The sequence below is a fragment of the Streptosporangium sp. NPDC006930 genome, assembly GCF_040635605.1.
Lineage (GTDB): Bacteria > Actinomycetota > Actinomycetes > Streptosporangiales > Streptosporangiaceae > Streptosporangium.
Map to the genome: position 1 here is coordinate 64,033 of NZ_JBEYID010000024.1, position 13,041 is coordinate 77,073.

Consider the following 13,041-nt stretch of genomic DNA (forward strand, 5'->3'; position numbering starts at 1 on the left):
CGGGAGAAATCCAGGAACGGGGGGTGTGCCGTACTACGACCGGAGCGTGGCGCCCCCGTCGACGTACAGGTCCTGCATGGTGATGTGCCTGGCACGGTCGGAGGCCAGGAAGAGGACGGCGTCCGCGATGTCGGCGGGATCGGCCAGCCTGCCGAGGGGGATGCCCACCCGGAAACTGGCCGGCGAGCCGTCGATGACCGTCCTGGCGTCGTGGCCGCCGGTCCACAGGGCACGCTGCATGGGAGTGTCGGTGGAGCCGGGCGACACCACGTTGCAGCGGATGCCGTACGGTGCCAGCTCCAGGCCGAGGCACTTGGTGAACTGCGCGGCCGCGGCCTTGGAGGCGGCGTAGGCCGACATGTTGGTCCGGGGCACGCCCGCGGCGTTGGATCCCACGGTGACGATCGCCCCGGATCTGCGGGGGATCATCCGGCGGGCGACCGCGCGGGACAGGTGGAAGACTCCGCCGGTGTTGACGGCGAACGTGCGAGCCCAGTCGTCGTCGCTGATGGCGACGACGGGTCCCGAGCAGAGCACTCCTGCGACGTTGACGAGCAGCTCGATCGGGCCGAGATCGGCCTCGACCCGCGCGACCACGTCGTCGACGGCGGCGCTGTCGGTGACCTGGCAGGGGTAGGCGACCGCGACGCCGAGGCCGGCGGCGACCCGCGCGACCCGCTCGGCGTTCACGTCGAGCGCGGCGACACGTGTGCCCGTCGCCGTCAGGGCTCGCGCCACCGCCTCGCCGATGCCCTGTGCCGCACCGGTGACCACGGCCACCGCGCCTTCCATCACCATGCCTTCACCGTCTCTCGCCGCCGTCGCGCTCCCGTCGCCCTCGCCACGGTCCGCCTGTATCGGTAGGCAGGCTAGCTCCATCACTTTAGGTCGCGCAGCAAAAACTTATAGTTACTTTTCACAGATCAGGAGGACATCGCGGAGGTTAGTGGGACCACTCCGGACTGCGGGCCGCTGCGAGCGAGGGAGCCCTGAGCGGGCGGATCGTCCCCCGGTGACGGCTTTCCGGGGAGAAGCGGTCTCCCCTGCTCCCGCCCAGCTGAAGGGCGGATTCGACGCGTTTACAGATAGTCAACATCGCGTCAATCGCTATGACCTACCATCATCCTTCGTGACAAGTCAGGATATTTCAGAGCGACAGGTATATATCCCCCCTGCGCCTCCCGCCGAAACCTCCGCGGAGCCCGTGGAACCCACGGAGGAGGGCAGCGGCGTGCTGGCGATGATCGAGCGCATCGGCTCGATCATCGTCCCGATCGGCGTCGCGTTCTACGCCGTCCTCTACCTCGGCGTCGAGCAGATGTACGGCGTGTTCGGCATCAGCCCGCAGCAGGCGGGAATCGACCAGTCCGTCCTGCTCGGCCGGTTGATGGGGACGCTGATCCTGCTCCTGCTCGTCATCGCGCCGCTTCTCGGCCTCGTCGTCGGGGTGGGCTGGCTCGCCGACAAGGTGACCCGCGGCGCGGTCGGAAAGGCCATGACGGCCGTACGGCGCCGCCCCTGGGTGGCCGCCCTGATCGCCGCGCTGTGGTGCGGCGCGACCTACTGGGGTCTGCTGAGCCTCGTGGGCGACCTCGAAATCGCCGCCATGGTCGTCGTCGCGGTGGGGCTGGGCGTGCTGACGTTCCTGGTGCCGTTCCGGCTGCTGCGCCGCAAGCCCGTCGGCCGCGCCGGCATGAAGGTGCTCACCGGCGCCCTCACGGGCATCGGCCTCGGATTCCTGCTGATCCTGCAGATGGCCCTGGGCGCGATCGAGATGCAGGAGACGGGGCGGGCCAACGACCTCCTCCCCTACGTCGGCTTCCAGGACCAGTGGGCCGTCATCAAGAACGCCGACGACGACAAGCCCCTCTACGACGGCCGGTGGATGATGCTGCTCGGCGAGAGCCAGGGCACCTACGTCTTCTACGACTGCGACAAGCTGGAGACCTTCCGGCGCCCGATCGACGGCACGCTCCTCGGCAACCTCCAACTGCAGCCGGAGCGAGAGGCGGGCTACAAGTGCGGCACGCTCGCCGAGCAGGGCCAGACGCAGGCGAGCGAGAGCCAGTAGACACAACCGGTGAACACATCCGAGAGGACGTCCACCGGCTCACCCACAGCATCTGCCGGCGGCGGGACCGGCGCTCCCGGTCCCGCCGGGGACGGCACGACGCGCGTCACGAATTTTGGCCCGAATAATCATCTCAAAAATCATTACGGGCAATAAAAAAGGCCTCGACTCGGATATGCGAATCGAGAGAGCCGCCATCTGCCGCGGCCACGGGCGGGGAATCAAACAACCTGGACATATCCCCGCCATTGACGAATCCGTTTAAACCTTCTTAACGAGGGTCGCGCTTTGCCATGTCGATCATCGGGTAACTCCTGCTTGCCGCCATCGTCGCGGTTCAAGCAATCCGATTCCCTGAAATCACAAAAGACATGGAATGCGATGACTTTTAGCGGTAGAAAACGGGCTCAAAACATTAATTCCAGCCAACGTGCTCGAAACCGGTCCGTCGCGACAACAGCAATCGGTGCCGTTCTGGCACTTTCCTGCCAGGCACCGGCCGGCGCCGTGACCGAGACCACGGGAGTCGTTCTCCTCAACACGCGAGCCGCAGGTAGCGAGACCATCCCGGTCGGGAGGACGATCGGCGCGCCCGGGGGCGCGAGTTTCTCCCTGATCGGAGCCCTCGGGCGGGAAGACTGCAAGTGCCAGGGGCAGCACTGCGTGTGCGACCGCGATCGTCCCGGCAAGAATCGGGGCAGCGGGAAGAGCAGGAGCGGCCGGGACCGCGGCAAGAAATCGTCGAGTCTCGAACTGCCATCGGAATCGGCGATCCCGGCGAATCCCGCTAAAGAAAATCCCGTCAAAACGGATCTTCCAGATGCTCCACTCGATCCGCTCGGCCTACCCGGCCCGGCTAAACCGGCCAAACCGGCGGGGCCCGCGAAACCAGCGGGACCTGCCAAACCAGCCGACCCAGCGAAACCAGTCGGCCCCGCGAAACCGGCGGGACCCGGGGAGACGGCAGGCCCGGCAAATCCGGCAGGACCCGCAATTCTGGTGGGCCCCGCAGGCCCGGCCGGTCCGGCAGGCTCCAAGGGAGTTTCGGGTCCCGCAGGACCGACGGGAGCGACGGGAGCGAAGGGTGACACCGGTGCCCCCGGCCTTCCCGGGGCACCGGGCCCGGCGGGCGCGATGGGACCCGCGGGCGCGACGGGTGCCACCGGTCCTGCGGGGCCGATGGGACCTGCGGGACCGATCGGCCCTCAGGGACCGGATGGGCTCACCGGACCGATCGGCCCTGAAGGACCCGCGGGTCCGGCGGGTCCCCAGGGACTCGCGGGACCGGTAGGGCCGATCGGTCCTGAAGGACCTGCGGGGCCGATCGGCCCTGAAGGACCTGCGGGGCCGATCGGCCCTGAAGGACCTGTCGGCCTCGTCGGACCGATGGGCCCGGAAGGACCGGTCGGCGCCCCCGGGCCCACGGGTGCGGACGGCGCTCCGGGACCCGTGGGTCCGGCCGGCGAACCTGGCGCCACCGGACCGGTGGGCCCGACCGGCGCCACCGGAGCCGCGGGCGAGCCTGGAGCACCTGGCCCCGAGGGACCCGCGGGACCGATCGGCCCCGCGGCGCCGACCTCCGCCGTCTCGGTGTCGTACCTGCTTTTCGAACCGATCACCGCGTCGGTCAGGAACGACGGGACGGCACAACTCCGCGATCCGCGCACGACTCCGCTCTGGCACGATCTTTCGAAGATCCCCGGTCATCCCACCGACGTGGTGGACCTCGCGACGACGATCCTCCATGACGGCGCCCTTCCGTACCTTCACCTCACGGTCCAGAGTTCGTCCGGTCAGGTCGCCCGGACGAAGTGTCTTCTCGGGCGGCCGGTTCCGCGAACGGGGGGCTTCTTCGCTCCGGGAACGCCTCTCGGGCCTCCCGCCTACCCGGCGAACTGCGACAAGTTCACCAACGAGACACCGCCGCTCTGAACCTCTCCGAGTTCCGAGCCTGACAAATGAAAGAATTGTCGTTAAAAGAGAATGCCGTACCCGGCATCGGCCGGGCGCGGCATTCTCCTGTCGAATGCCGCGAACGATGTCGAATCCCTCGAATATCCATGAACTCCCGTTCCCCACGATCACACGGCCCTCGGGCCGTGGAGCGCGTCAGTTGCGGGCGAGGACCAGACGCGAGGGGTCTTCTCCGGGCAGCGGGACGCGGAGGCGGCGCCTGGCTGCGACCATCCGGCACCCGGCGGCGCACGCGTTCGCACCCAGCGCGACGACGGCGAACAGGCCGAGGCGGAGCAGGTCCTGCCTGCCGAAGCTGAGCTCCCCGGCACCGTTGACCAGGAATCCGGTACCGAAGAACCACGCCATGACGGCCGTCGCCAGCGCGACCCCGGCCCGGACCCCGCGGGCGGCGTAGGCGCACACGGCGATCGCCATGATCAGTACGCGGCCGGTGGTCTCCGCCGGAGCGAGGAGCAGCGAGGCGGTCGCGGCCGTGGCGACGACGGTGACGAACCCCCCGGCGAGCGAGAACCCCACCGGTTCGATCCCGGACATCACACCTACCCCCTCCGCATAACGGACATTTATTGCCGAATAGGCATTTATCGAGGGGGTGGGCCTCCGCCCCTCCATGAAATCCCGGGAAATGCCCGAACGCCAATGTCGGTATCTTTTCTTCACCCTTTCCTGACGCTCCTTTACGCCGTTCTCGTCCGCGGTCGGCTCCGGCGGGCGCCCGCCGGAAGCTTCTTTGCGGCGACAAGGCGCACACGGGTGGAGAGTCCGAAGATGACCGGAGCTTTCGTGCCGGGACGATGGAGAACCGGTCTGGGGTGACTCAACCCACTCGATTGCGAGCATCCCGTGCCCTCTGCCATACGATCGCCATATGGCGGAGGTCATGGTGCGCGACGGGACTTGGACGTTCGACGGCGAGATCCTGCGGATCGTGCCCGGCCGTGACCGGAGCGTGAAGAAACTGCGGCAGTTGCTGGGAGAGGTGCGGGTGCCGCTGGAGGCGGTGGCCGGCATCGCGTACGAGCCCGGTAAGAAGGGCGGCAGGCTGCGACTGCGCCTGCGGGAGGGCGCCGACCCGTTCAGCCAGGCGGCGCGCGGTCGGATCGCCGACGCCGCCGACCCCTACCAGCTGGTCGTCGACACCGACCGCATCGGCGCCGCCGAGTATTTCGTCACCGAGGTACGCAACGCGCTGGTGATCGAGCAGGTGCCGGACGGTCCCTCGGAGCGCTACCTCATGCCCGGCCCCGAACTGCCCGTGGTGGTCCCGGCGGGCGACGGCACGGCCACGTTCGACGGTGAGTCGATCCGTCTTGAATGGAACTGGGCCGCGGAGGGGGTCAAGAAGTCGGCGGGTTCCCAGCGGTTCGCGCTGAAGGACCTGAACGGCGTGGAGTGGGTTCCGGCCACGGGCATGGAGAACGGCTGCCTCCGTTTCCATGTGAAGGGCACGGCACCCCACAAATTCGCTCCCAAGCACGACCCGAACTGCCTGGTCCTGTGGGGATTCGACAAGGAGATCCGCACGACGGCCCTGCTCGTCGCCGCCGTTCTCGCCAGGCTGCCGCACCCCTCGGACGCTTACCCACCTCCCGCCGAACCCCTCTCGATCGAGGCCTCCACGGCACCCGCCGCCGGCGACGACCCGGACTCGCTCCTGCGCCGCCTGCGCGAGCTGGGCGACCTGCACAGGGACGGCATCCTCACCGACGAGGAGTTCACCACCGCCAAGCAGGCCCTGATCCGCCGCTTCTGACCTCAGGGCGGCCGCGCGGAGGTCACCTGCACCGGGCGAGCATGACCTTCTTGTCCGCGCGGGTGACCGGCAGGTTGTATTTCAGGGCGACCTGGGCGAAGCGGACGACGTAGGCGCAGCGGACCCCGCGTACGGGAGGGAGCCAGGACGCCGGTCCCGAGCCGCCCTTCGCCTCGTTGGCGGCGCCGTACACCGGGATGAGGTTGAGCGGGTCATTGGCGATGCGCTTCCGCTTGGACATCGGCCAGCGGGAGGCTCCCATCCGCCACCCGTAGGAGAGCGGGACCACGTGGTCGACCTGGATCTCATCGGAGCGCTTCTTGGTCCAGCGGACGATCCGGCCGGTGTAGGGGTCGCGCAACTTCATGGAGACGACCACGCAGTCGGACCCTCGGCGGTAGCGCACGTCCTCGCCGTCGCGGGCCAGCAGGTCGTCGCGGGTACGGCAGCCGTTGCGCGCGTACGGCACCCCTTTGGCGGTGTCGGCCCAGTTCTCGCCGAACCTGGTCCTGCTGTAGCCGGCCTTGGAGCCCATCGGCCTGACCCGGAGTCTCCCGATCAGCCTGACGGCGGCTCCCCGATCCCCGGCCGATCTGACGGGCGCCAGGCCGGGACCCACGCCGTCCGGATTGTCCAGTGGTGCGACCCGGGCAGGCGCGGCCCTCGCACGCGTGTCCTCACCCTGCGTCGACAATGAGAAGAGCACCGCGGCGCCGAGCATCACGGTGACCACCCCCCGCGTGCTCAACCATGCCTCCAGAAAAGGTCTACGGACTCACGCCTGACCGATTCCCGGTCATCTCATGGTTGACACGGGGGTGTCCGCTGGTTGAGACCGAGTCCGGCGAAGGGGCAGGTCAGGGCTGGAAGCGGTAGCCCATGCCCGGTTCGGTGAGCAGGTGGACCGGGTGGGCGGGGTCGCGCTCCAGCTTCTTGCGCATCTGGGCCATGTACTGGCGAAGGTAGTTGGTCTCCTTGCCGTAGGCGGCGCCCCAGACGTCGTTCAGCAGACGGCGCTGGGTGATCAGCTTGCCGGGGTTACGGGCCAGGATCTCCAGCAGGCGCCACTCGGTGGGTGTCAGCCGCACGCCACCGGAGACGGTCTTGCCCACCAGGTCCACCTCGTGCTCGCCGATCACGAACCGGGCCGGTTCCTCCTCGGTGGCGGAGACCCTGCGCGACACCGCGCGGATCCTGGCGAGCAGCTCGTCGACGCCGAACGGCTTGATGACGTAGTCGTCCGCGCCCGCGTCCAGGGCCTCCACCTTGTCGTGGCTCTCGGCCCTGCCGGACAGCACGATGATCGGGACACTCGTCCAGCCGCGCAGCCCGTGGATGACGTCCACCCCGTCCATGTCGGGCAGGCCGAGGTCGAGCACGACCAGGTCGGGATGCCAGTCGGCGGCCTGGCGCAGGGCGGCGGCACCGTCGTCCGCCACGGCCACCTCGTACCGGCGCGCGGCCAGGTTGATGCGCAGCGCCCGCAGGAGCTGGGGTTCGTCGTCGACGACGAGGATGCGCGTCACGGGGTCCTCCTCGGTCGAGACCAGGCTACGGCGGCCACTCCCCGGCTGATCAGGTGCCCCGGTGAACGGAACGAGGCCGGGGAGCGGTCGAGCACCGTGAAGTCCAGCCAGGAGGGGCCCGGTGGGTACGCACTGAAAAGCCGCGTCCCACGCCGATAACGGTGATATCGAGCTAAATGTCGATATCAGTGGCACCTTCAGGAAGCTTGTCCGTCATATTCTTCGACGCCCATCGGGATCCGATGAATAATCCCGCTCGCCCAGGGCAGCAAGGGCTACCACAACAGCCCAAGCCTGAGGTGAGGTCACACATGATAGCGCTGGGACTTCTCTTGATCGTAGTCGCGGGTGCGGCCGTGATCGCGGTCTCCTGGGACGAGACCACGACATCGACCGCCACCGCTTCGTTCACGGTCTTCGACCGCCTGTTCCAGCTGTCCCAGCTGGAGCTCTTCTTCGCGGGTGTCGCCACGGGAGCGGTTTTCCTGCTCGGCATGGGAATGGTGTTCGCGGGTATGCGACGCTCGGCCGCGCACCGCCGCAGGCTCCGCGCCTCGCGGATGGAGGCGCGTGACCGTGTCACCCGCCTGGAGGAGGAGAAGCGGGAGCTGGAGCGCAAGCTCGAAGAGTCTCCCAAGACTCCCGCGACCGCCACGACTCCCGTGGCCCCTGCCGCCTCCGCCGCTCCCGCGACCGCCTCGGCCCCCGTGGTCGACCGCGACCGCGACGGCGTCGACGACCGTGCCGAGGACACCGCGCCCCACCCCCGGGTCGACGTGCCCCGTCAGGCCTCCACCGACCAGCTCGTGGCCGGTCGTCACGGGCGCTCGGACCACCGCTAGCACCACGCCTTCCTCAGCCGGTGCGACCACGGGGGTCGCACCGGCTGAGGCATGCCCGGACCCCTTTCACCGCCCTCCGGACCGCGGGAGGACCGTTCAGAGAAAAGCCGTTCCCGGGTCCTCACGACCCCGCTCGTATTGTTAAAACCCCCAAAAAGTAATATTCCCCCCATGACACCACGGTCTAGGGCGATTCTCTTCTGGGCCACCGGTGTGCTCGCCTACATCGTCGCCGTATTCCACCGGCAGTCGCTGGGTGTGGCGGGCATCGAGGCGGCGGCGAGGCTCGACGTCGGCGCGGCGGGACTCTCGATCCTGGCCATGTGCCAGTTGCTGGTCTACGCGGGCATGCAGGTGCCCGTGGGGGTGCTCGTCGACCGGCTCGGTTCCAAGCGGATGCTGATCGTGGGGGCCGTGGTGATGGCCTGCGGCGAGCTCGTCTTCGCCCTCGCAGGAGGACTGCTACCGGGGATCGCCGGGCGGACGCTGATCGGGTGCGGGGACGCGATGACGTTCATCAGCGTGATCAGGCTGGTCCGCCTCTCCTTCCCCGCCCACCGCAACCCGCTGATGGTCCAGCTCACCGGCCTGCTCGGCCAGCTGGGCGCGATCGCCTCCGCGGTGCCCCTCATCTACTCCCTGCACACCTACGGCTGGACGCCGACCTTCCTGATCGCCGCCGTCGTGGGCGTGGTCTCGGCGTTCCTGCTGATCACGGTCCTGCGCGACACCCTCCCCGAGGTCGCGGGGCAGCCACCGAGCCTGAAGGCGGCCTGGGCCGAACCGGGCACCCGGCTGGGCATGTGGACCCACGCGGCCACCCAGTGCTCGGCCGCGGCCTTCCTGCTGCTGTGGGGATATCCGTTCCTGGTCCAGGGGCAGGGGCTCACCCCCTCGACGGCGGGGGTGCTGCTCACCACGCTGACCCTGTGCGGCATGGTGTGCGGGCCGCTGCTCGGCTATCTCGCCGGACGGTTCCCCTTCCACCGCTCCCGGATGGTGTTCGTCGTGATCGGCAGCACCGCGGGGGTGTGGACCGCCGTACTGCTCTGGCCGGGGCGGGCACCACTCTGGCTGCTGGTCGTGCTCGTGGCGGTGCTGGCGGCCAACGGGCCGGGGTCGATGATCGGCTTCGACTACGCCAGGACCTTCAACCCGGCCACCCGGATCGGCGCGGCCACCGGCATCGTGAACGGCGGCGGTTTCGTCGCGTCCATACTGGTGATCGCCCTGATCGGAATCACCCTCGACCTCAGGGGCGACAACGGCCTGGACGCCTTCCGCTGGGCCCTCGCCACGCAGTACCCGATCTGGGCACTGGGCACCTTCCAGGTCATCCGCTACCGGCGCAAGGCACGCCGGAACCTGCTCGCGGCTCCCCGGACGACCCCCTGACAACCTCTCCGGTACGGCGAAGACCGCGCCTGAGCCGGAACACCGGCTCAGGCGCGCGCACCCCTCGTGCTCGTCCTCCCCTGGCGCCTCCGGTGTGGACGGACCTTCCGAAGGGCTCGGTTCAGACGATCCTGGTGAAGGGCTCGGCGAAGTGGGCGGTGCCGATCATCCCGCCCTCCGCCCTGACCTTGTCGAGCAGCTCCACCCGCGTGACAATGGCGAGCTCGGGATCGGCGTCGTAGAGGTAGGGCACTCGCGGATCCTCCAGTTGCACCGGATGCAGCACCACGTCGCCGGTCAGCACCAGATCGCCGACCTGGACGACCTGGTGGCCCGGGGTGTGCCCCGGCGTGAGCAGCACCCGGATGCCGGGCAGCACCTCCGCCCCGCCGTCCACCGCCTGTACCCGATCGCCCAGTGGCCGGACGACGCGGTCGAGGACCTCCTCGCCCGCCGCGTCGATCTCGGCGCGCTGCAGAAGGTGCCGGGCGTTGGCGAAGACCGGCGCCCCCGCGATCACCGCGCCGCTCGCGTGGTCGCTGTGCAGGTGCGTGATGACCACGGCGTCCACCTCCTCGGGAGCCGTCCCCACCCGGGCCAGCTCCGCGCCCAGGGAGCCCGGCACCGGTGCCCAGCTCGCCGCGAGCGAGTCACGGGGGCCGATGCCGGTGTCGACCAGCACCGTACGGCCCGCCTCGTCGCGCAGCAGATAGCAGTGGAAGTGCAGGATCCACCCGTCCGACTCGCCGTGACAGCCGCCGGGGAACATCTGCGCCATCGGGCGCCGGATCGACTCGCCCATCGCCCCCACCGCGTCACACAGCGGGAACACCTCGACCCCGGCAACCGTTATAGACCGATGTAGCATCCGCTCTCCTGTTCGGGATGAGGCAACGGTGCTACCGTAATACCGGGCGTGACGCACCGCTGGCTAGGCCGCGTGCGATGATCCGCCCCCGTTTCTCGCTTCTCTCTCACCGCCCCTGTCCCAGGCGTGCGGTCCCCATCTCTCGTGAAGAGGCAGCAGGCGCTGGAGCTTCTCACCGGCAGGCTCAGCGAGACCCCGTCCGACGCGGCCTTTCTCCAGCAGATCCAGCAGACCACCTGAGCCTGTGCGACCTCCCGCTCATCATGACAATTCACCCTCGGCGCGGCGCGAGATGATGGGGAGATGCTGGACGATGTCGTCGAACACCTCGCCTGCCCGGTCTGCCGCGGTTCCCTGGAGCTCGAAGAGCGGGTCCTGAGGTGCGCCCTGGGGCACGGCTTCGACGTGGCCAGGCAGGGATACGTCAGCCTGCTGACCGGGTCGCGGGTGCCGGGAACGGCCGACAGCGCGGCCATGGTGGCGGCCAGGGACGCGTTCCTCGGCGCCGGGCACTACGCCCCTCTGACGGAGGCGGTGGCCGCTGCCTGCCGCACCGGCGCGAAGGTGGTGGCGGACGCCGGGGCCGGGACGGGTCACTATCTCGCGCGGGCGCTCGACGGGCTGCCCGGAGCCGCGGGGGTGGCACTGGACGTCTCCAAGCACGCGATCAGGCGGGCCGCGCGGGCACATGCCCGGGTGGGGGCGGTGGTGGCCGATGTGTGGCGGCCACTGCCGTTGCAAGATGGCACGATAGATGTGCTTCTCAATGTGTTTGCCCCTAGAAATGGGGCAGAGTTCGCACGAGTGCTTAAGGGGGACGGTGAGCTCGTAGTGGTCACGCCTACCCCGCGGCACCTCGCGCCACTGGTGGAGCGGCTGGGGCTCCTGTCGGTGGACGATTCGAAGGAGCGGCGGGTGACGGAAAGCCTGAACGAGCACTTCGTCGAGACGGATCGAAGCCTTCTCGCGTTCGAGATGCGCCTGGGGCACGACGCGGTCGAGGCGGTCGTGGGAATGGGACCCAGCGCCTGGCATACGGATACGGAAGTTATGCGAGGCAGGATCGGAGGGCTTCCGGAAATGAGCCCCGTGGAGGCTTCTTTTCGTATGTCTACCTTTAAGCGTCGCCGGTGAGCAAGCCGTGTGCTTGACAGTCACCTTCGAGACACCTGTTACTGATGTGACTTTTAGTCCGAAATTCCCAGACATTCCCCAAGAAATTAGCCGGTGAAGACGACATACTGGACCGCAATTCAGCAAGCCCGCGCCCAGGCGCGAGAAGCTGACGCCTTGACGGAGGGAAGCGCCACTTGACTACTCCCCGCCCTGAAGGACGGGGATTCCAGCCCTCGCGGGCCGGGGTTCCTGTTTCGTCGGCGACCGCACCCGGGAGGACCCGGAATGTCTGACGTCACCTCCGCAGGCAGACACGGCAAGACCTGCCGCCAGGATGTTCTTCGCGGCGTTGACGTCCCGGTCGTGCCGGGTGCCGCAGGACGGGCACTGCCACGTCCGGGTGCCGAGGGAAAGTCGGGCGAGCAGGTGCCCGCACGCCGAGCAGGTCTTCGAGCTGGGATACCAGCGGTCGATCACGATCAGGTGGCGGCCGTGTTCGGTCGCTTTGTACTCCAGCATGCGGCGGAAGGTGCCCCACCCGCTGTCGGAGATCGCTTTGGCCAGGGACCGGTTGCGGACCATGTTCTTCACGGCGAGGTCTTCGATCACGATGACGTCGTGGTCGCGCACCAGTCGCGTCGAGGTGCGGTGCAGGAAGTCGGTGCGGGAGGCGCGGACCTTGCGGTGCGCGCGGGCGACCTTCGCCTTGGCCTTGGCCCGGTTGGCGCTGCCGCGCTGCTTGCGGGCCATGCGCCGCTGGTAGCGGGCCAGGTTGCGTTCCCGTTTGGCCAGGTGACGCGGATTGGCGATCTTCTCGCCGTCGGAGGTGACGGCGAAGTCCTTCACACCGACGTCCACCCCCACCATCGTGCCGGTCGCCGGAGCCTGCTCGGGGTCGTCGACGTCGACGGCGAAGGAGGCGTACCAGCGTCCGCACGCCTCGCGCGAGACGGTGACCGTGGTCGGGTCGATGCTCGCCGGGTCAACGTCGGGCCAGGACCACACGAACGCGAGCGGGGTGTCCGTCTTCGCCAGGAACAGTCGCCCGTCGCGGTAGCGGAACCCCGACCGGGTGTACTCGGCGCTTTGTCGCCCGGTGCGGGACTTGTAGCGCGGGTATCGGGCGCGTCCGGCGAAGAAGTTGGTGAAGGCGACCTGCTGGTGGCGGATGGCCTGCTGCAGCGGAACCGACGACACCTCGTTCAGCCACGCCAGCTCGTCGGTGGCCTTCATCGCCGTCAGGTAGGCGTTGGCCTGGGTGAAGTTCGTTGTGGCCCGCTCGCCGCGGTAGCGGGCGTGCCGCCAGGCCAGGGTCCGGTTCCACACCACGCGTACACAACCGAACGTGCGGCTCAACATGGCCGCCTGCTCAGGGGTGGGGTAGGCCCGCACCTTGTACGCCGTACGCACGTCCGGACCTTATCGGAACGCATGGCAGGCGATAGGCGTTACGGTGCCATGCCCCGTTTCCTCCCGGCCCTGAAAGACCGGGT

General features: G+C 68.7%; 12 protein-coding genes. 6 read left to right on the top strand and 6 right to left on the bottom strand.

Annotation, left to right across the window (positions count from 1 at the left end):
- Positions 1–33: 33 nt before the first annotated feature.
- Entirely contained in the window at positions 34–798 is a 765-nt protein-coding gene (locus ABZ664_RS32265) for a 2,3-dihydro-2,3-dihydroxybenzoate dehydrogenase (RefSeq protein WP_362518276.1), read from the bottom strand.
- Between the two features lie 406 nt (positions 799–1,204).
- Here ABZ664_RS32265 and ABZ664_RS32270 point away from each other — a divergent pair, with 406 nt between their 5' ends.
- Both ABZ664_RS32270 and ABZ664_RS32275 read left to right on the top strand, forming a co-directional pair.
- Entirely contained in the window at positions 1,205–2,071 is an 867-nt protein-coding gene (locus ABZ664_RS32270) for a hypothetical protein (RefSeq protein WP_362518280.1), read from the top strand.
- A gap of 1,590 nt (positions 2,072–3,661) precedes the next feature.
- Positions 3,662–4,003: a hypothetical protein gene (locus ABZ664_RS32275; RefSeq protein WP_362518283.1), complete on the top strand. Its 342-nt coding sequence runs from the start codon at positions 3,662–3,664 to the stop codon at positions 4,001–4,003.
- 177 nt (positions 4,004–4,180) lie between these two features.
- Here ABZ664_RS32275 and ABZ664_RS32280 read toward each other — a convergent pair whose 3' ends face one another.
- On the bottom strand, positions 4,181–4,582 hold the full coding sequence (locus ABZ664_RS32280; RefSeq protein ID WP_362518286.1) for a hypothetical protein: 402 nt from the start codon (positions 4,580–4,582) through the stop codon (positions 4,181–4,183).
- 334 nt (positions 4,583–4,916) lie between these two features.
- Here ABZ664_RS32280 and ABZ664_RS32285 point away from each other — a divergent pair, with 334 nt between their 5' ends.
- Complete coding sequence (locus tag ABZ664_RS32285) at positions 4,917–5,801, top strand: DUF4429 domain-containing protein (protein ID WP_362518290.1); 885 nt, start codon at positions 4,917–4,919, stop codon at positions 5,799–5,801.
- A gap of 22 nt (positions 5,802–5,823) precedes the next feature.
- On the opposite strand, the gene ABZ664_RS32290 is transcribed toward ABZ664_RS32285, so the two are convergent.
- Together ABZ664_RS32290 and ABZ664_RS32295 are read right to left on the bottom strand one after the other, a co-directional pair.
- Positions 5,824–6,549 carry an HNH endonuclease family protein gene (locus tag ABZ664_RS32290; protein ID WP_362518295.1) on the bottom strand — a complete coding sequence of 242 codons (726 nt, stop codon included), beginning with the start codon at positions 6,547–6,549 and terminating at the stop codon, positions 5,824–5,826.
- A 109-nt stretch (positions 6,550–6,658) separates the two neighbouring features.
- The gene (locus tag ABZ664_RS32295) at positions 6,659–7,327 is read right to left on the bottom strand and encodes a response regulator (RefSeq protein ID WP_362518300.1); all 669 of its coding nucleotides are present in this window, start codon (positions 7,325–7,327) and stop codon (positions 6,659–6,661) included.
- A 332-nt stretch (positions 7,328–7,659) separates the two neighbouring features.
- On the opposite strand from ABZ664_RS32295, the gene ABZ664_RS32300 reads away from it, so the two are divergent.
- Positions 7,660–8,169 carry a hypothetical protein gene (locus tag ABZ664_RS32300; RefSeq protein WP_362518304.1) on the top strand — a complete coding sequence of 170 codons (510 nt, stop codon included), beginning with the start codon at positions 7,660–7,662 and terminating at the stop codon, positions 8,167–8,169.
- A gap of 171 nt (positions 8,170–8,340) precedes the next feature.
- Positions 8,341–9,564 (top strand): MFS transporter, encoded by a 1,224-nt coding sequence (locus ABZ664_RS32305; protein WP_362518308.1) that lies wholly within the window; start codon positions 8,341–8,343, stop codon positions 9,562–9,564.
- Between the two features lie 121 nt (positions 9,565–9,685).
- Here the strand turns inward: ABZ664_RS32305 and ABZ664_RS32310 are convergent, their stop codons facing one another.
- The gene (locus tag ABZ664_RS32310; RefSeq protein WP_362518312.1) at positions 9,686–10,432 is read right to left on the bottom strand and encodes an MBL fold metallo-hydrolase; all 747 of its coding nucleotides are present in this window, start codon (positions 10,430–10,432) and stop codon (positions 9,686–9,688) included.
- A gap of 303 nt (positions 10,433–10,735) precedes the next feature.
- Here ABZ664_RS32310 and ABZ664_RS32315 point away from each other — a divergent pair, with 303 nt between their 5' ends.
- Positions 10,736–11,566 (top strand): putative RNA methyltransferase, encoded by an 831-nt coding sequence (locus ABZ664_RS32315; protein ID WP_362518315.1) that lies wholly within the window; start codon positions 10,736–10,738, stop codon positions 11,564–11,566.
- 180 nt (positions 11,567–11,746) lie between these two features.
- Here ABZ664_RS32315 and ABZ664_RS32320 read toward each other — a convergent pair whose 3' ends face one another.
- Entirely contained in the window at positions 11,747–12,958 is a 1,212-nt protein-coding gene (locus ABZ664_RS32320; protein WP_362518318.1) for an RNA-guided endonuclease TnpB family protein, read from the bottom strand.
- Positions 12,959–13,041: the final 83 nt, after the last annotated feature.